The following is a 17262-nucleotide window of genomic DNA, read 5'->3' on the forward strand; positions in this document are numbered from 1 at the left end:
CATGCCCGACGTGGACCCGAGGCAGCGCGCGGACCGACTCCTTGATGTCGAAGGACTGACCGTCACCCACGTCGGTTCCGGTCGGCTCCTCGTCGACGGCATCGGATTCCATGTCGAGCGGGGCGAGAGCGTCGCGCTCGTCGGGGAGTCCGGCAGTGGAAAGTCCTTGACCGCTCGCGCGCTCATGGCACTCCTGCCGCGTGGCCTCGCTGCGCGTGGGCGCGTTCGCTTCGATGGCAACGAGGTGTCGGCACACGGCGAGCGACAGATGATGAGTTTGCGGGGCCAGCATCTGGGGCTGCTGATGCAGGACCCCTTCACCATGCTGAACCCGCTCACGACGGCGGGGACGCACCTTGCGGAGACCCTGCGCTCGACGACGGAGGGGGCGAGCCTGGATCGGTCGGCCCTGGACGCCGACATCGCCCGCCGCCTCGAGGAGGTGGGCGTCGTCGACCCGGCGGTGCCCGACAAGTACCCGTTCGAGCTCTCCGGCGGAATGCGTCAGCGCATCGCCCTCGCGACCGCGCTCGCCAAGGACCCCGAGCTCCTGATCGCCGACGAGCCGACGGCGGCCCTGGACACCACGACCCAACGCGAGGTGCTGCGGCTGCTGCGCCGCGTCCAGCGCGAGCGCGAGATGGGGTTGCTGCTGATCACGCACGATCTCGCGGTCGCGTTCTCGCTCTGTGAGCGGATCATGGTGATGAAGGCAGGAAGGATCGTCGAGGTGGCCGATCCGGCCACCCTGCGGTCCTCGGCCCGCGATCCGTACACCACGAGGCTCCTGGCAGCGGACCTTTCGTTCAGCGACGCACGTCGCGAGCCGGCCGCTCGGTCCGTCGACGCGCCACCGCTGCTCGAAGTCAGGAACCTGAGCAAGGACTTCCCTCGGCCGCGGCGCCTGCGCAGAGCCGCTGCCCAGGGTGCCTCGGCGCTGGCGGACGTGAGCATCACGGTCACCGAAGGGCGCAGTCTGGGACTGGTCGGAGAGTCCGGCTCCGGGAAGTCGACACTGGCTCGCTGCATCCTCGGGCTGGAGACCCCCACATCGGGTTCCATCCGCCTCGATGGCCTGGAGCTCGGCCGCTACGGCTCGCTGGCCAAGGCTGAGCTGCGACAGGCTCGGGGAGCCGTGCAATGCGTGTTCCAGGACCCCTACTCGACGCTGAACCCGGCTCACTCGATCTCCTTCATCCTGACGGAGGCGATCAGACACCGTGAGACAGATGAGCTGAGTCGCGAGGAGGAGGAACAGGAGGTCCTCGAGCTCCTCGATCAGGTCGGCCTGCCGGCCACGTTCGCAGGGCGTCGGCCGGTCGCGCTGTCCGGAGGCCAGCGGCAGCGGGTGGCGATCGCACGTTCCCTGGCGATGAAGCCGCGTCTGTTGATCTGCGACGAGGCGCTGTCCGCGCTCGATGTATCCGTGCGGGCTCAAGTGCTGGACGTGCTCGAAGCCGTGCAGGCACGAGGCGTGACGCTGCTGTTCATCACGCACGACCTCGCCGTCGCCCGCAAGGTGACCGACGACCTGGTGGTTCTCTATCGCGGCAAGGTGGTCGAGGCGGGGACCACGGCCGAGGTGCTGGACAACGCGCAGCACGACCACACGCGGAGCCTGTTGGCCGCTGTGCCGACCGGCGAGCCGGCATGGCTGGGCGGCCGGTGACGCGGTACCCGTCCCCGCTCCATCTCGCTCTTGGGAATATGGCTGGAAGGAACCTCTTCGCTATGCGCACATCGACGTCACCTCACGTCCTTCGGAGCTGTTCGTGACCGGCTCGGCAGCGGAATTCCCCGTGGGCAGGCGACCTGCGTCGCGCAGGGACTCGGGCCCTGCCGGCGAGCCCATCGTCGAGCAGAACTACCGGGTGCCCATGCGTGATGGAGTCGAGCTTGCCCTCGATCTGGTCCGCCCGGACATCAAGGACCCGCTGCCGGTGATTCTCACCCGCACTCCCTACGACAAGACAATGATGCGAACGGCCAGCATGGCGCAATGTCGGCGACTGGCCCAGGCGGGCTACATCGTTGCCTTCAGCGATTGCCGTGGTCGGTTCAACTCGGACGGTGAGTTCTTTCCCTACCTCAACGAGCACGACGACGGGTTCGACACCATCGAGTGGATCGCACAGCAGGACTGGTGCGACGGAAATGTCGGGATGTTGGGTGGGTCCTACAACGGGCAGGTCCAGTGGCAGGCCGCATCGCGAGTCCCGCCTCATCTGAAGGCCATCGTCCCCCTGGTATCCCCGCCGAGCTCGCTGTGGCGCAACGAGCCGATCTTCAATGGCACCCTGAGGATGTGCATGGGGGAGTGGATGGTCGGCATGGGCCATCGGTCGTGGCACGACACCAGCTTCGCGAAGGAGCTGTTCAGTGCGCAGCGAGACTACTTCGAAGCGCTTCCCGTCTCCTCCCTGGGCTCGCGGGCCGGGGTGAACAACTCGTGGTGGCGGGAGATGCTGGAGCATCCCACGCTCGACGACTTCTGGAAGCGCGGACAGTACGACCACTACCGGTCGATGAAGGTAGCCGCCCTGAATGTCACCGGATGGTGGGACATGAACTTCCCGGGTGCGCCGCTCAATTTCGAGGCCATGCGACGTGACGCCGCCACGGCGGAGATCCGGGCGGGGCAGAAGCTCGTCATCGGTCCGTGGCCGCACCACATCAATCAGACGCGCGTGCTGTCGGGGGTCGACTTCGGCGAGGACGCCGTGGTGGACCTGGACGGCTACATCATCAGGTTCTTCGATCGCTACCTGAAAGGCGTCGAGAACTCGATCGACGACGAGTTGCCCGTGCACGTGTTCGTCGTCGGCGCGAACGAATGGTGGGCAGAAGAGGACTGGCCGCTGCCGGACACGGAGGAGATTGCGTACTACCTCCACTCGGGCGGCCGGGCCAACACGCTCAACGGAGACGGATGGCTGTCGACGGAGCCGCCTTCATCGGCCGAGCCGGCCGATGAGTACGTCTACGATCCCACCGACCCGGTCCGGGTGACGTGGCAGCTCGAGGAGGGACCGGTCGACGACCGCGCGTCCACGACTCGCGACGGGGTGCTGTGTTACACGACCGAGCCTCTCGCCGAGCCGCTCGACGTGGTCGGTTGGGTGAGGTGTCACCTGGTGGCGAGCTCGTCGGCGCCTGATACCGACTGGCATGTACGCCTCGTGGACGTCCATCCCGACGGCAGCGCCCGCTTCCTGTGTCACGGGGCGCTGCGTGCCCGCTTCCGTGAGTCGTTCGAAGAGCCGACCTTGCTCACGCCGGGCGAGCCGACGACGTTCGAGTTCACGATGGATGCGGTCGGCGTGCGCTTCCTGCCCGGTCACAGGATCCGGGTCGAGGTGGGCAGCTCATGGTTCACCCAGTACGACCGCAACATGAATGGCGGGGCGGTGAACCCGTTCCAGGAGAGCGAGCCGCACACGGCGGTCCAGCGGATCTATCACCAGCCACAGCTCGCCTCGCACGTCGTGCTGCCGGTGATCCAGCGCCGGCGGTGACGGCGGTGACGCGACGTCGGTCTGCGTGCTGAACGCCCTTGTGCACGCCAGAGGCCAGGGCGGCCCCACCGGGGCCGCCCTGGCCTCTTTCTCGACGAGCGGAGTTGGTTGCCGGTCAGTCCCCCAGGCCCAGCGCTCGCAACGCGGCCGGGCTGAGATGACGACCGAGAGTGCCGCTGAACCACGCGTCGGCCTGGGACTCGGCCACGGCAGCAAGGTGCCGGTCGTTCGTCCACGGCGTCACCGGGAGCTTCGTCCTTCTGTCCGAGGCCACCGGCAGTGGCGGAGTGACGGGCCTGCCGTGCCTGGCATTGGGCTTGAGTGGGGCCCAGTGCTCGTAGGTGACGTCCTCGTGGGGGAGCGGACGTCCTTGCACGATGGTGATCCTCCGGGGACGCCTGCTCGTCTTGAAGAACGAGAGGACGGCATCGTCGAGCTTCGGCACGCCGTAGGGAAAGAGTGCATGGCTTCCCTCGTTGTCCACGGCGATCAACGACGTGTTGGGAAGCCGCGTGCCAGCCCGGTACCCGCCCTCCCAGGGTGTGGCGGAGTCGAGTTCACTCTGCACCACGACGGTCTCGGGATAGTCCCGCGGCGCGGCTGGTTTCCGCACGTCGGTCTCCCACCACCCACAGGCTGGCGCGCCCAGCGCGCCGATGGCGGCGAGGAACGGGGCCTTCGCTGTCATCTTTCGCTCGTGGTTCTGCCAGTACCGGAGACCTTGGGTCCACTGACCGTCGTTGCACAGGATGTAGTCGTAGACGAGGGTGTTGGTCTCGGTGACGGGACCCGTGGGTGTCCCTCCGTCGACCTTCTTCGGCAGAAGGCGTGCTGTGGACACGCTTCGGCGGCGTTGCTCGGGCACGGTCGTGGTGCTGGCAAGGTGCATCAGGGAGGCCCGAACTCGCTCAACCCCGTGCAGTCCCGCCAGGTGGTCCGATTCGGCCATCTCGATCACCGACCGCACGCTCGCGGCCGCATGGGGGTAGTAGGCGTTGACATAGAACGCCAGGAAGCCGGAGGCGTTGGACAACGTCCACTGCACTCCGGACGCGATCAACCCGATCTCGGCGACCGCGTCTTCGTAGCGCTGCAGGATCGCGTCGGCGTCCGTCCCGAGACCGTAGGTGTCGTCGTGACGAGCGATCCAAGGGATGATGCGCGCCTCGAACTGACGCTGGAACGCGATCGGCTGAAGCACGGTCCAGTTGTCCTCGAGGGTCGACCTGGTGGCGTCGATCGCGGAGTCGAGCAGGAACTTGCCGCCATGGGCGGGTCCGAACACCCGTGCGTACCAATCCCCGAGCCAGGTGCCGTACGAGTAGCCGATGTAGTCGAGCTTGGGTACCCCGAGCAGATGCCGGATGAAGTCCATGTCGTAGGCGGTCTGCTCGGTGGTGATGGTCCGTACGTCGGGGTCCTGAGAGCAGGTCTCGCCCCTCGCCTGGGCAGCGGCGTGGGGGCCGTCGGCCGGATCGTACGTGTAGGTGCAGGGCACGACGCTGCTCTGGCCCACTCCGCGAGGGTCGAAGCCGACGAAGTTGTGGCTTCCCCGCAACTGGGGACTTCGCGCGGCAAGGACCGTGCTCATGTCGAGTCCAGGGACGGTCGGCCCGCCGGGGTTGCCGAAGATCGTTCCCCGATATGCGGGGTCATCGATGTCGACGGTGCTGAGCTGGGAGACCGCGATGCTCCAGGTGAGGCCGTTGTCCGGGTCATGCCAGTCACGCGGCACCACCACCGTCGTGCAGTCCGCGCTGGCGTCGAAAGCGCACGCGGACCACTCGAGCTGTTGGTCGGCGAGTGCCCCCGCGAGCGCGGCAGTGTCGGGCACGACGGTCTTCGGCTTCGCGGCGCGTGGCTCCCCGGCCTGGCTTCCCGCGACGGGCAGGCCGGCGACGATGACTGCGGCTGCACCCACCGATGCCGCCCCGCGAACAACCTGGCGGCATCGCCGCCTACGACGAGTTCTCGGTTCCACCTTGTTCCTCCTCGAGATGCGCTCCTCGCGCTCGGCGGGAGCAGATCGGGCTGGGCGATGATGCGTCCCGCATGCCCGGCCCAGGCCGCTCGCGAGGCCTGCCGCCGACAACGGGATCTGATGCCGCGGCCGGACCAGGAGTGAGCCTCCTCGTTCGCGTGGCCCGCGGCGAAGTCAGCAGACCACGCCCTGTGGGGCTCTCGCGCCGTGCATTTGTCGCAATCCGGAGTCGTGGATTACGACAGTGCGTTCTCGGCGGATGTGGCTTCTCGCCGCTGGCTCGGTGTTCGACCACGCGCGGGCTGCAGGCGGATATAGCGGGACAGCCACTTGAGGAGGTGCGCCAGGAAGTCCGTGGAGTCCGGGAACCCGGAGACGCCGTGTCCCTGTCGTGGATACAGGACGAGCTCGGTGGGCACGCCCTTCCGGCGGAGTGCTTGGTGGAACATCACGGCCTGATCCGGTGGCGTGGTCTTGTCGAGCAGCCCGGCCGTCAACAGCGTCGGTGTCGTCGCGCCGTCGATGTGGGTCAGTGGGCTACGACTCCAGTACTCGCCGCCGGGGTGGGCGACAGCGTCCTGAAGGAAGAGCTCGTCGAACTCGGGGATGTTCGATGTGTAGTGCTGGCTGACGCAGTCGACCACCGGCGAGGTCGGGATCGCCGCGGCGAACCTCGTGGACCTGGCAGCCAGCCAGGCAGACATCAGACCGCCGTAGCTGTTGCCGGTGACCGCCATGCGCGTGCCGTCGATGAGGCCTTCCTCGATGAGGCGATCGACGCCGCTCATGAGGTCCTCGACGTCGAGCCCGAGCATGTCGCCACGCACACGGTCGATGAAGTCCTGACCGCGGCCGAGGCTGCCGCGAGGGTTCACGTGAAGGCTCGCGACGCCGAGCTCGGCCAGCAAGCCGGTGTACGGGTGGCGCGTTCCGTGCGCCATCCCCCAGCGGTTGCGCCAGGCCGAGACCGGCCCGCCGTGAACGTTGAGCAGGAGAGGGAAGGGTCCCTGCCCTGCAGGGAGGACGAGCAGCCCTTCGATCGTCAGACCGTCCGGAGCCGGCCAGGAGAGGCTCCGCAGCCGTTGTCCGGCGGCGAGGTGCGCCTCTGCTCCGGGATGGCTCAGGTCGCGGACGGTGTGCACTCGGTCGGCGTGGATCCGCACCAGCCGGGGGTATCGGTGGAAGGACTCCGCGATCCCGTAGATCCGACCGTCGACGTCGACGCTGCCTTCCGGTGTCCACCCCGTGAGCGTCTCCGAGCCGGACCAGATGGGACTGCACCTGCCGGTGGCGGCGTCGATCGTGCCCGCGACCGTGGTCAGTCCGCGCAAACCTACATAGCCCACCGCATCGCCTGCGCTGCTCAGGCACGAGACGTCGACGTTCTCGGTGTCGAGTCGGACACTCTCCCCCGACGGGTCCACGCGGATCACGTCGCCGGCAACCACTCCGCGGTCACTGCTGATGCTCTCGATGACCAGGAGGTGGCCGTCGACGCTGACCGGGCAGGAGAGCTGCCGTCGGTCGACAGGCCGGTACCTCGTCTGGATGGTGCCGTTGTCGGTGTCGATCACGGCGAGGTACGCGTCGTACCACGCCCCCTCCCCGGGACGGTCGGAGATCACCGCGACCACGCTGTCGTCGTCGATCCAGCTGGCCTCCCAGATGTTCCGGCCCTGGCCGTCCAGCGTCCGATGCCGCCCGGTGACCGTGTCGATGAGGACCAGATCACGTGGTCTCTGAGCGCTGCCGAGGAAGGCCAGCGGGGCGGTGTCGGCGCAGCCGACGGCGGGGGCGAGGTCGTAGTGATCGTCCTGCGCGGGCGCGACGACGGCGAGGACGTGCCGGCCCGAGGGCGCGCCCGCGACGTTCTCGACCCGCCCGGGCAATGGCACTCGATGGGCTTGCCGGCCCTTCTCGTCGCAGATCACGACCGAGGTGCCGGAGCCCACGGCCACGACGTGACCCGCCCAGGCGACGGATTGCGGCTCGAGGTCCACCAACGTCAGGTCGCCGCGGGACACGTCGATGAGGCACAGCGCCGAGCGGGCGGGCTCGGCGATGCCCGTCAGGATCGTCCCGATGCCCGCGACGGTCGCTCCGTCCGGGCTGACCCGGACGGAGCCGAGCCTGCTGACATGGCCGTAGGCGGGCGACTCAGTGCGATGAAGCCACTCTTCGACCAGTTCGCGGCAGGCATCGTAGTTCAGGACGTGCGGCATGGTCCCGACCGTAGGGAGAGGCGTGCACGGCCGCCAGGCACACCTGACGCAGCCTCCGGGCCCCTGCCTCTACAACTGTCGAACCGGCACAGGCGGTTCGGTCGGCTCGGGCGGGGTTGTCGGCAGGGGTGGCAAGCAGCCCGGTCCGAGGCGCCTGTGAGAGTACGGTGCTCGGGTGGACTCCGAGCTCCAACAGATTGTCGACAGCCTGGGCCGTCGGCTGCGCCGTTCGGTGGCGATCGATGATCGAAACATCAGGCTCCTGGCCTACACATCGCACCGGGCCGATGTCGATGACGCACGTACAGAATCGGTGATGCGGCGCGCCGTTCCTCAAGCCTTGGTGCGCCATGTCCGCAGTGCTGGAGCGCTCGAGGCCGAGGAGTTCTTCACCGTTCCGCCGCTGCCCGACCATGGCTTGTCGGTCGAGCGCATCGGGCTGCCTATCCGACATGACGACGCGTTGCTCGGATTCCTCTGGCTCCTCGCGTCGGATGGTCCCGTGAGCACACAGGAGGCCGAGGCGGTCGAACAGGCCGCCCGTGCAGCCGCGCAGGTTCTCCATCGTGAGCAGTTCCTCGGCGAGTTGAGTCGGGGTCGTGAGCGGGAGCTGGTGCGTGACCTGCTCTCGCAGGAGCCCCGACTGTGTGGTGAGGCCTCGGACCGTCTCATTGACGAGGAACTCGTGGTGATCGGTCCCGTGGTGGTGCTCGTCGTCTCTGTGCGGCACCGGGACGGCGAGCCGCTCAGTGAACGAGACCGACTTGCGGTGACAGTCGGCTTGCTGCGTGGTCGCCAGCGACTGCCTCCACGCACGGCCATCCAGCTGACGCGCCCCGACCATGGCATCTTGGTGATGATCCGTACCGGTGCCAGGCGAGAGGTGGACGCGGTTGCGGAGACCATCCATCGGGAGGTCTGTGTCGAGAGCGGCCGGGCGGCCGGAGAGTGGCAGGTGGGAATCGGCGGTGAACGCAGCGGGCTCCTGGATGCCCGCGCATCGTTCTTGGAGGCGAAGCGAGCCGCCGAGGTCGCCGGAGTGGTGAGGATCCTCGGGCCGATCGTCCGGTACTCAGGCCTCGGCGTCTACGGCCTGCTCGCCGAGCTGCCCCAGGACAGGCTGAGTCGCAGCATCCACCCCGGTGTGCTGAGTCTGATCGAGCACGACGCCGCCTCAGCCGACGACTCGCTGGTCAGCACCCTGGAGGCCTTCCTCGACAATGCGGGGAATGTGAAGCAGACCGCCGCGCAGCTGTGTATCCATCGCGCCAGTGTCTATTACCGCCTCGAGCGGATCGCGAAGCTGGCCGACGTCGACCTGTCGAAAGGAGACGACCGGTTGGCTCTCCACATCGGTCTCAAGGTCTCCCAGCTGATCGGGCTGCGCTAGGAAGACCGTTCCTCCCGCTGTCGCCACCGACTCGGCTGCTGTCGTGACAGAGGGCGAAGAGTCTGAACAGTCGTCGGTCCCGTCGCGCCGGTGCGCCTGTCTAGCGTGATGGGTGTGACCGTAAAGAAGCTGCAACCATGAGCACGGGGCGGGACGTCGTCGTCATCGGTGCGGGCGTGATCGGCTGTTCGATCGCCTACTCCTTCGCCAAGGCCGGCCGCGAGGTTCTCGTCATCGATCGAGCCAAAGGCCCTGGAATGGGATCCACGAGCGCGTCGTCGGCGGTGGTGCGCTTCAACTACTCGACGCACACCGGGGTGGCAGCTGCCTGGGAGTCCAGACAGGCTTGGTCGATGTGGGAGGACCACCTCGGTGGTACCGATGACGGCGCCCTTGCTCGGTTCCACCTGACCGGCGGATTGGTTCTGGACACGCCCGAGATCGACGCGGCAACGACGTGTCGTCTGTTCGAGCAGGTCGGCATTCCCTTCGAGCGGTGGACGGCACGTGACATCCGAGACCGCATCCCGGGACTCGACCCGGCCCGGTACTTCCCTCCGAAGCCGGTCTCGAGTGATGAGTTCTGGTCACCCGCTGACGGCGAGCTCGGCGGCATCTGGACGCCCGACTCCGGATTCGTCGACGACCCGTCGTTCGCTGCCCACAACCTCATGGTGGCTGCGCGGCGGCACGGTGCCGAGTTCGAGTTCGGCAGCCCGGTGGTGGCGATCGAGAAGCGTGATCAGCGTGCCGTGGGTGTGCGGACTCCCACGGAACGGTACTCGTGTGACGTGCTGATCAATGTCGCCGGGCCGCATTCGACGGTGATCAACGACATGGCCGGTGTCACCGAGGAGTTCCGGATCCGCACCCGTCCACTTCGTCAGGAGGTCCACGAACTCCCCGGCGACGGCCATGACCATCCACTCGTCGCCGACCTGGACCTCGGTACCTATTTCCGGCGCACCCCTGCCGGCAACGTGTTGGTGGGCGGGGCGGAGCCGGCGTGCGATCCCTTGCAGTGGCTCGAGGACCCGGACGAGTTCAAGACCATTCCGAGCCACGAGGTCTACGAGGCTCAGGCCTATCGCGCCGCCCGCCGCCTGCCCGACCTCGTGGTCCCATCCGCGCCGCGGGGGGTCGTCGGCGTCTACGACGTCAGCAGTGACTGGGTGCCGATCTATGACAAGACCAGCCTCGGCGGCTACTTCGTCGCGATCGGCACGAGCGGCAACCAGTTCAAGAACGCTCCTGTGGTCGGTGAGTTCCTCCACGCGATCGTCTCGGCCACCGAGGCCGGGATCGACCACGATCAGAACCCCGTCGAATACAAGCTCGCGAGAACCGGCGTGCCTGTCGACCTGGGCGACTACTCCCGCTTGAGAGATCCTGCCCGGACGGCGGGCAACGTCATGGGATGACCTCCCACTGGCGAGCTCAGGAAGGGACATGGACGACGCCGAGTGCGACGCATCCTCGACCGCTGTCCTGCGCGGAATCGCAGTCCCGACGATGACGGAGGAGCGTTCATTCTGTCTCACCGTGGTGCTGGCCGGCGCTGACGAAGCCGCAGTGCTGTCGGTCGTCGCGATGCTCCACCGCCGGGCCGTCCCCCTGGACGAGTTGACGATGACCCGCTCAGGCGCCGGACGGAGAGTCGTGACGGCGATGATCGGTACGACACCCGCACGCGCGGACCTGGTCGCGATGTCGCTGCGGAGCCTCGTGGACGTCGTCTCGGTCGAGCTGTACCAACGGTGAGTCGAGGATCAGCCGCGGCTGTGCCAGATCACGATCTCGTCGAGCAGCGCGGGGTGCTGCTTGGCGACGTACTTCACGTAGTCGCTCATGTGCTCGGTCATGAGGCTCTCGGCACGGGCTCCGTCACCCGCCAGGATCGCCTCCGCGATGTCGACGTGGGCGGTGTGGACGTCGTGCTGCTTGTTCTTCGGGAAGAGGACCGACCGGACCCGGTCGCGGAAGATCTCGGCCAGGGACTGGCACACCAGGCTGACCAGGGTGTTCTCGCCCAGGGAGATCACCGAGGCATGGAAGTCCCCGGTGATGTGGAGGTACGTCTCGTTGTCCGGCGCGTCCGGGCCGGACCCGGCGAGTGCGACGAGCTCCCGGGCCGTGTCGGACCCCTTCTGCCGCTCCGCGGCGAGGCGCGCCGCCATCGGCTCCAGGATCAGCCGGGCCTCGTTGACCTCGCGGTAGGTCACCTCGGCGAACTGGAAGAAGAGCGAGGCGACGCGTCCGAAGTCCTCGGCGTGCACGCTCTGCACGACCGGCCCGCCGCCGGGGCCCGGCTTGAGGGCGATCAGCCCGCAGGTCTCCAGCACGCGCAGTGCCTCGCGAAGCGTGCCCCGGCCGACGCTGTACTCGGCCAGCATGTCGGCCTCCTTGGGCAGCTGGTCGCCCGTCCCGAGGCCGCGTCGCCTGATGTCGCGCAGGACCGACTGCGCCACGTTGTTGGCGAGCTTGTCCTTGCGAGCGGTGCGTCGGGGCGCGGCTCCGGGCGTCGTGCTCATTGCAGGTCCTCCATGCGCATCATGATGACGACATCATGGCCGCTCCCCAGCCGGTTCCGACGGAGGCATGCCCGAAGGGGGTGTGCCGGCGGCGCCTGGCGCGCCGGGCTCAGCCGTCGTCGCCCGCCCCCAGGTCGGCGTGCGCGTCCCGGAGCTGACGCTTGAGGATCTTGCCGCTGGGGTTCTTGGGGAGCGCGTCGGCGAGGACGACGTACTTCGGCGCCTTGTAGCCGGCCAGCCTCCCGCGGGCGTGGGCGAGCACGTCCTCGGCGGCGAGGTCGGCGCCGGCGCGGGGCACGACCACGGCGGCGACCGCCTCGACCCAGCGCGGGTGGCTGACGCCGAAGACGGCGACCTCGGCGACGTCGGGGTGGGTGTAGATGGCCTCCTCGACCTCGCGGCTGGCGACGTTCTCGCCACCGGTCTTGATCATGTCCTTCTTGCGGTCCACGACGTAGAGGTGCCCGGTGTCGTCGAGGTAGCCGAGATCGCCGGAGTGGAACCAGCCGCCGCGGAACGCCTCGGCCGTCTTCTCCGGGTCCCGGTAGTAGCCGAGCGTCGCGTGGGGGCCGCGGTGCACGATCTCGCCGACCGTGCCGGCGGGGACGGGCCGGTCCTCGTCGTCGACGATCCGGGTCTCGACGTTGAGGGCGGGGCGCCCGGCCGAGCCGGCGTACGGAAGCTGCTCGTCCGGGCCGAGGATGGTGGCGAGCGGGGCCATCTCGGTCTGGCCGTAGAAGTTCCACAGCGCGACGTCGGGCAGTCGCCGTTGGAGCTCGCGCAGCACCTCGACCGGCATGGGGGAGGCGCCGTAGTAGCCCTTGCGCAGGCTGGACAGGTCGGTCGTGTCGAAGTCCGGGTGCCGCAGCAGCCCGATCCACACCGTCGGCGGCGCGAAGAACTTCGTGACGCGGTGCTCGGCGATGGCGCGCAGGACCGTCGCCGGGTCGGGGCCGGGCAGGATGATGCTGGTCGCGCCCAGGTAGACGTCGGTGCCGAGGAAGCAGTCGAGCTGTGCGCAGTGGTAGAGCGGCAGGGTGTGCAGCTCGACGTCGTCGGCGCTCATCGATCCGTCCAGCGCGCAGGAGACGTACTGCCACAGCAGCGAGCGGCTGCTCAGCAGCGCACCCTTGGGCCGCGACTCCGTGCCGGAGGTGAACATCATCCGGACCGGGTCGTCGTCGGCCATCGGTACGACGACCGGCGGGCCGTCGTGCTCGAGCCAGCCGGCGAGGTCGGCCCAGCCGGCCGGGGGCGCCGTGCCCGTCAGCCCGATCGACGCGCGGACCCGGACCTGCGGGTCGGCGGCCGCGGCGAGGGCGGCGTCGGCGGTCGGGACCAGGGCGTCCTCGACCACGAACCCGGCCGCCCCGCTGTGGTCGAGGATGAACCCGATCTCCTCGGCGCCCAGCATGAAGTTGATCGGCACCAGCACCACGCCGGCGCGGGCCGCCGCGAAGTCCAGCACGGCGAACTGCCAGCAGTTGTGGCTGAGCAGGGCGAGCCGGTCGCCCTTCGCGAGCCCGGCTGCCGCGAGTGCGGCGGCCGTCCGCTCGACGCAGGCGTCCAGCTCGGCGTACGTCATCCGGTGCCGCCCGTCGACCAGCGCGACCTTGTCGGGAACGCGCTGGGCGGTGCGGCGGGGGAGATCGCCGAGGGTGTGCTGACGGGCCGATGCGACGTCGCTCTCGCTCATGCTCGGCAGGCTATATCCTCGGGTCATCTAAACGAACGTTCGATTGAGAGGAGTTGTCATGGAGCACGTCACGATGCGGGTCGAGGACCGGATCGCCACGCTGAGCTTCGCGCGACCCGACCGGCTCAACGCCTTCACCGACACGATGGAGGCCGAGCTGATCGAGGCCCTCGACGCGATCGACGCCGACGACGAGGTGCGGGTCGTGGTGCTGACCGGCGAGGGCGGGGCGTTCTGCGCGGGCATGGACCTGAGCGAGTCCTCCGACGCGTTCACCCGGTGGCGCACCTCGCCGAGCGCGCCCGAGGGCACGGTGTTCGAGGTGCCCGGTGAGGAGCTCCCGATGCGCCGCGATGGCGGCGGCCGGGTGGTGCTGCGGCTGTTCGACCTGGACAAGCCGGTGATCGCCGCGGTCAACGGGCCGGCGGTCGGCGTCGGGGCCACCATCACGCTGCCCTGCGACGTCCGGCTGGCCTCGGAGCGGGCCCGCTTCGGGTTCGTGTTCAACCGCCGCGGGTTCGTGCCCGAGTCCTGCTCGACCTGGTTCCTCCCGCGGGTGGTGCCGATGCAGACCGCCCTCGAGTGGGTCTACACCGGCCGGGTGTTCGACGCCGACGAGGCGCTGGCCAAGGGCCTGGTCCGCGATGTGTACGCCGAGGACGAACTGCTCCCCGCCGCCTACGCCCTCGCCCGCGAGATCGCCGAAAACACCGCACCGGTCTCGACCGCGCTGGCCCGCCGGATGATGTGGCGGATGCTCGGGGCCGAGCACCCGGTGGTCGCGCACACCGCTGAGACGATCGGACTCAACCTGCGCGGCGTGAGCCGCGACGCCCGCGACGGGATCGCCGCCTTTCTCGAGAAGCGGGACCCGGTCTTCACGGACCGGGTCCCCGCCGACGTGCCAGACGTGTTCGCGTCCTTCCCGGCGCCCCAGTTCGACCCCGCGGCGCTCAGCGTCGCTCGTACGTCGGAGTCCGCTTCTCCAGGAACGCCGCCGTCGCCTCCTTCTGGTCCCGCGTCAGCGCGGTGATGACCTGCTGCCGGTTCTCCAGCTCGATCCCGGCGCGCAGGCTCGGCATCTCGAGCGCGAGCCACATGCCCTGCTTGGTGAGCTCGACCTGAATCGGGCCGTTGCCGAGGATCTGCCCGGCCGTCGCGAGCGCCGCGTCGAGCAGCTCCTCGGCGCCGGCGACCCGGACGACCAGCCCGATCCGATGCGCCTCCTCGGCGTCGAAGCGTCGGCCGGTCAGCATCAGCTCGTGCGCGTTGCCGGCGCCGACGATGCGGGGGAGCAGCCAGGAGACGCCGATGTCGCAGGCGGAGTAGCCGGCGGTGATGAAGGAGACCTTGAAGATCGCCCCCTCGGCGGCGATGCGTACGTCGGCCGCGCAGACCAGTGCCAGCCCGCCACCCGCCGCGGGCCCGTTGACGGCGGCGACGACGGGCTGGGGGAGCAGGTGGATCTTCTCGGTCAGGGCGGCGATCTCGCGCTGCCGGTCCAGGACCGAGATCGGGTCGGCGTCGGAGGACCGCCCGTCGTCGTACCCCTGGAGGTCGAGTCCGGCGCAGAAGGCCCGCCCGGCGCCGGTGAGCACGACGACCCGGCAGGCCCGGTCGGTGCGGATCCGGTCCAGCTCGGCGTGCAGCGCGCCGACCAGCTCGGCGTCGAGGGCGTTGAGGCGCTCCGGCCGGTTGAGGGTGAGCTGGACGACTCCGTCGAGGGGGCGGGTGACGAGCAGGGTGGGCACGGCGACTCCTGAATTAAACGAGCGATCGTTTGGTTTTGCTATCCTAGGCCGGTGCCCACGACTTCCGACAGCCCCGACCTCCTCGCCGGGCAGGTCGCCCTCGTCACCGGCGCCAGCGCGGGGTTGGGGCGGCACTTCGCCTTGACGCTCGCCCGCGCCGGAGCCGCGGTCGCGGTGGCGGCGCGGCGTGCGGACCGGCTCGCCGGCCTCGTCGCCGAGGTCGAGGGCGCGGGCGGCCGCGCGCTCGCCGTGCAGCTCGACGTCACCGACGCCGCCGCGATCACCGCGGCCGTCGACGCGGTCGCCGCCGGGCTCGGCACCCCCACGATCCTGGTCAACAACGCCGGGATGCCCGACGCGCAGCGCGCGCACAAGATGTCGCTGGAGCTGGTCGACGCGGTGCTCGCGACCAACCTGCGCGGCCCGTGGCTGCTGGCCACCGAGGTCGCGCGCCGCCTGATTGCCGGAGAGCGACCGGGCCGCATCGTCAACATCTCCTCGATGTCCGCCTTCCACTACGCGGGCGAGGGGGCGGCGCTCTACTGCACCACCAAGGCCGCCGTGAACCGGATGACCGAGACCCTCGCGGTCGAGTGGGCGCGGTACGGCGTCAACGTCAACGCGATCGCCCCGGGGGCGTTCGGCAGCGAGATGACGGACGGGATGCTCCAGCGGATGGGCGACATCTCGCAGGCCTTCCCCCGGCGCCGGATCGGCGTACCCGAGCAGCTGGAGAGCACCCTGCTCTATCTCGTCTCGCCGGCCTCGGAGGCCGTGACCGGCACCGTCGTCAAGGTCGACGACGGCCAGACGCACCGGTGAGCCGCGCCGGGATGCCACACTGACCCTCGACCCACACCGACCAGGAGGTGCCGTGGCCCGGCCGAAGGGACAGCAGCGCAACAGCCGTGACGTGCTGGTCGCCGCCGCCGTCGAGAACTTCACCGCCCTGGGCTACCACGGGACCTCGATGCGCGACATCGCCCGCACTGCGGGGGTCACGGTCGCCAGCATCTACCACCACTTCCCGTCGAAGCAGGACATCCTGCAGCACGTCATGCTCGGGACGATCACCGACGTGCTCGCCGCGACCCGGACTGCCGTCGCGGAAGCGGTGGCCGAGGGGCGGACCGGGCCGACCGAGCGCCTCGAGGCGGTCGTCGACGCCTGGGTCGTCTTCCACACCACCCGCCAGGCCGAGGCGCTGATCGGCGCATCCGAGATCCGCAGCCTCGACGAGGCCGGCCGGGCGGCGCTGGTCGCGCACCGCGACGAGCAGGAGGCGCTGTTCCGCGAGATCATCGAGGACGGCGTCCGGGAGGGCGCGTTCGCGACCGGCTACCCGCGCGAGGCGGCCCGGGCGATCATCGAGATGGGCTCGTCGATCTCGTCCTGGTACCGCCTCGGCGGCGAGCTCAGCCCCGAGGAGATGTCGGTGCGCTACCGCGAGCTCGCCCGCGGCACCGTCGTCGACACCGGCCTGACGGCTACCGGCTCCAGCCGGGCGCGCGCTTCTCGAAGAAGGCGCTGACCCCCTCCGCCCTGTCGGCGGAGCCGGCGACCCGCGCGGCCACCACGAGGTCGCACGCCAGCACCACCTCGAAGCCACCGCCGAGAGCCGGGCCCTCGACCGCGGCGATCAGCGGCGTGCTCCGCCGACGCCGGACGACGCCGTACTCGCCGCCGCGAGGCGTGGCCGGGCTGGCCGGCTCGTGCAGGTCGGTGCCGGCGCTGAAGACGGGCCCGCTCGCGGCCAGGATGCCGACGTGCAGGGCCGGGTCGTCGTCCAACTCGTCGAGTGCCGCGGACAGAGCGTCGGCGAGCGCCCGGTCGAAGGCGTTGCGCTGGGCGGGCCGGTTCAAGGTGAGCAGCAGGGCCGCGCCGTCCCGCTCGACCTCGAGGACGCTCATGGGCGCTCGACCAGGGTCACGACGTCGGCCCGGTCGACCGTGCCCGGCGTACCGGAGGCGGCGTGGGCATGGAGCTCCTTGGCGAACCAGTCCAGCGCCTCGCCGCCGAGCGGGTGGACCTGTCCGGGCTGCGTGTTGCACCGGGAGGCCGTGCGCTGCCCGGTCGTGAGCAGCGCGGTCAGGGCCTCCTCGGGGAGCGGCTCGGGCAGGTGCTCCCGGCAGCTCCACCTGCTCGCGATCATCGCGGCGAAGTGCATGCTCGTCCT

15 protein-coding genes are annotated in these 17262 nt (G+C 69.4%); 8 read left to right on the forward strand and 7 right to left on the reverse strand.

Going from position 1 to position 17262, the window contains the following annotated elements; genetic code table 11:
* Position 1 precedes the first annotated feature (1 nt).
* Positions 2-1669: a nickel ABC transporter ATP-binding protein NikE gene (gene nikE / locus KVF89_RS27600; protein WP_257430344.1), complete on the forward strand. Its 1668-nt coding sequence runs from the start codon at positions 2-4 to the stop codon at positions 1667-1669.
* A gap of 103 nt (positions 1670-1772) precedes the next feature.
* A complete protein-coding gene (locus KVF89_RS27605) occupies positions 1773-3515 on the forward strand; it encodes a CocE/NonD family hydrolase (RefSeq protein WP_257430345.1) in 1743 nt (580 codons plus the stop codon).
* A 115-nt stretch (positions 3516-3630) separates the two neighbouring features.
* On the opposite strand, the gene KVF89_RS27610 is transcribed toward KVF89_RS27605, so the two are convergent.
* On the reverse strand, positions 3631-5607 hold the full coding sequence (locus tag KVF89_RS27610) for an alpha/beta fold hydrolase (RefSeq protein WP_257430346.1): 1977 nt from the start codon (positions 5605-5607) through the stop codon (positions 3631-3633).
* 125 nt (positions 5608-5732) lie between these two features.
* Positions 5733-7718, reverse strand: coding sequence for a S9 family peptidase (locus tag KVF89_RS27615; RefSeq protein ID WP_257430347.1), 1986 nt, complete (start codon positions 7716-7718; stop codon positions 5733-5735).
* Positions 7719-7893: 175 nt separating this feature from the next.
* Here KVF89_RS27615 and KVF89_RS27620 point away from each other — a divergent pair, with 175 nt between their 5' ends.
* The 3 genes from KVF89_RS27620 (at position 7894) to KVF89_RS27630 (ending at position 10869) form a co-directional block, all read left to right on the forward strand.
* Positions 7894-9108, forward strand: a complete 1215-nt coding sequence (locus KVF89_RS27620) for a PucR family transcriptional regulator (protein WP_257430348.1) — start codon at positions 7894-7896, stop codon at positions 9106-9108.
* Positions 9109-9245: 137 nt separating this feature from the next.
* Positions 9246-10529, forward strand: a complete 1284-nt coding sequence (locus KVF89_RS27625; RefSeq protein ID WP_257430349.1) for an NAD(P)/FAD-dependent oxidoreductase — start codon at positions 9246-9248, stop codon at positions 10527-10529.
* A 28-nt stretch (positions 10530-10557) separates the two neighbouring features.
* Entirely contained in the window at positions 10558-10869 is a 312-nt protein-coding gene (locus KVF89_RS27630) for a hypothetical protein (protein ID WP_257430350.1), read from the forward strand.
* Between the two features lie 8 nt (positions 10870-10877).
* Here KVF89_RS27630 and KVF89_RS27635 read toward each other — a convergent pair whose 3' ends face one another.
* Both KVF89_RS27635 and KVF89_RS27640 read right to left on the reverse strand, forming a co-directional pair.
* On the reverse strand, positions 10878-11639 hold the full coding sequence (locus tag KVF89_RS27635; protein WP_257430351.1) for a FadR/GntR family transcriptional regulator: 762 nt from the start codon (positions 11637-11639) through the stop codon (positions 10878-10880).
* A gap of 109 nt (positions 11640-11748) precedes the next feature.
* Positions 11749-13335, reverse strand: a complete 1587-nt coding sequence (locus KVF89_RS27640; RefSeq protein ID WP_257430352.1) for a fatty acyl-CoA synthetase — start codon at positions 13333-13335, stop codon at positions 11749-11751.
* Between the two features lie 58 nt (positions 13336-13393).
* Here KVF89_RS27640 and KVF89_RS27645 point away from each other — a divergent pair, with 58 nt between their 5' ends.
* Positions 13394-14368 (forward strand): crotonase/enoyl-CoA hydratase family protein, encoded by a 975-nt coding sequence (locus tag KVF89_RS27645; protein WP_257430353.1) that lies wholly within the window; start codon positions 13394-13396, stop codon positions 14366-14368.
* Here the strand turns inward: KVF89_RS27645 and KVF89_RS27650 are convergent.
* The gene (locus KVF89_RS27650) at positions 14289-15086 is read right to left on the reverse strand and encodes an enoyl-CoA hydratase/isomerase family protein (RefSeq protein WP_257430354.1); all 798 of its coding nucleotides are present in this window, start codon (positions 15084-15086) and stop codon (positions 14289-14291) included. The genes KVF89_RS27645 and KVF89_RS27650 overlap by 80 nt on opposite strands.
* Positions 15087-15137: 51 nt before the next feature.
* On the opposite strand from KVF89_RS27650, the gene KVF89_RS27655 reads away from it, so the two are divergent.
* A complete protein-coding gene (locus tag KVF89_RS27655) occupies positions 15138-15908 on the forward strand; it encodes an SDR family NAD(P)-dependent oxidoreductase (protein WP_257430355.1) in 771 nt (256 codons plus the stop codon).
* Between the two features lie 52 nt (positions 15909-15960).
* Positions 15961-16617, forward strand: a complete 657-nt coding sequence (locus KVF89_RS27660; protein WP_257430356.1) for a TetR/AcrR family transcriptional regulator — start codon at positions 15961-15963, stop codon at positions 16615-16617.
* On the opposite strand, the gene KVF89_RS27665 is transcribed toward KVF89_RS27660, so the two are convergent.
* Together KVF89_RS27665 and KVF89_RS27670 are read right to left on the reverse strand one after the other, a co-directional pair.
* Positions 16574-16996, reverse strand: coding sequence for an enoyl-CoA hydratase-related protein (locus tag KVF89_RS27665; RefSeq protein WP_257430357.1), 423 nt, complete (start codon positions 16994-16996; stop codon positions 16574-16576). The two genes, KVF89_RS27660 and KVF89_RS27665, sit on opposite strands and share 44 nt — an antisense overlap.
* Positions 16993-17253: a nitroreductase family protein gene (locus KVF89_RS27670; RefSeq protein WP_257430358.1), complete on the reverse strand. Its 261-nt coding sequence runs from the start codon at positions 17251-17253 to the stop codon at positions 16993-16995. The genes KVF89_RS27665 and KVF89_RS27670 overlap by 4 nt, the downstream gene beginning before the upstream one ends.
* Positions 17254-17262 lie beyond the last annotated feature (9 nt).

Source organism: Nocardioides carbamazepini, assembly GCF_024614185.1.
Lineage (GTDB): Bacteria > Actinomycetota > Actinomycetes > Propionibacteriales > Nocardioidaceae > Nocardioides > Nocardioides carbamazepini.

What these genes read in the sequence shown, in the direction of transcription:
- nikE (WP_257430344.1), top strand. Translation starts at nt 2, where the DNA reads ATGCCCGACGTGGACCCGAGGCAGCGCGCGGACCGACTCCTTGATGTC.
- KVF89_RS27615 (WP_257430347.1), bottom strand. Translation starts at nt 7,718, where the DNA reads ATGCCGCACGTCCTGAACTACGATGCCTGCCGCGAACTGGTCGAAGAG.
- KVF89_RS27665 (WP_257430357.1), bottom strand. Translation starts at nt 16,996, where the DNA reads ATGAGCGTCCTCGAGGTCGAGCGGGACGGCGCGGCCCTGCTGCTCACC.
- KVF89_RS27645 (WP_257430353.1), top strand. Translation starts at nt 13,394, where the DNA reads ATGGAGCACGTCACGATGCGGGTCGAGGACCGGATCGCCACGCTGAGC.
- KVF89_RS27640 (WP_257430352.1), bottom strand. Translation starts at nt 13,335, where the DNA reads ATGAGCGAGAGCGACGTCGCATCGGCCCGTCAGCACACCCTCGGCGAT.
- KVF89_RS27670 (WP_257430358.1), bottom strand. Translation starts at nt 17,253, where the DNA reads ATGCACTTCGCCGCGATGATCGCGAGCAGGTGGAGCTGCCGGGAGCAC.
- KVF89_RS27625 (WP_257430349.1), top strand. Translation starts at nt 9,246, where the DNA reads ATGAGCACGGGGCGGGACGTCGTCGTCATCGGTGCGGGCGTGATCGGC.
- KVF89_RS27630 (WP_257430350.1), top strand. Translation starts at nt 10,558, where the DNA reads ATGGACGACGCCGAGTGCGACGCATCCTCGACCGCTGTCCTGCGCGGA.
- KVF89_RS27635 (WP_257430351.1), bottom strand. Translation starts at nt 11,639, where the DNA reads ATGAGCACGACGCCCGGAGCCGCGCCCCGACGCACCGCTCGCAAGGAC.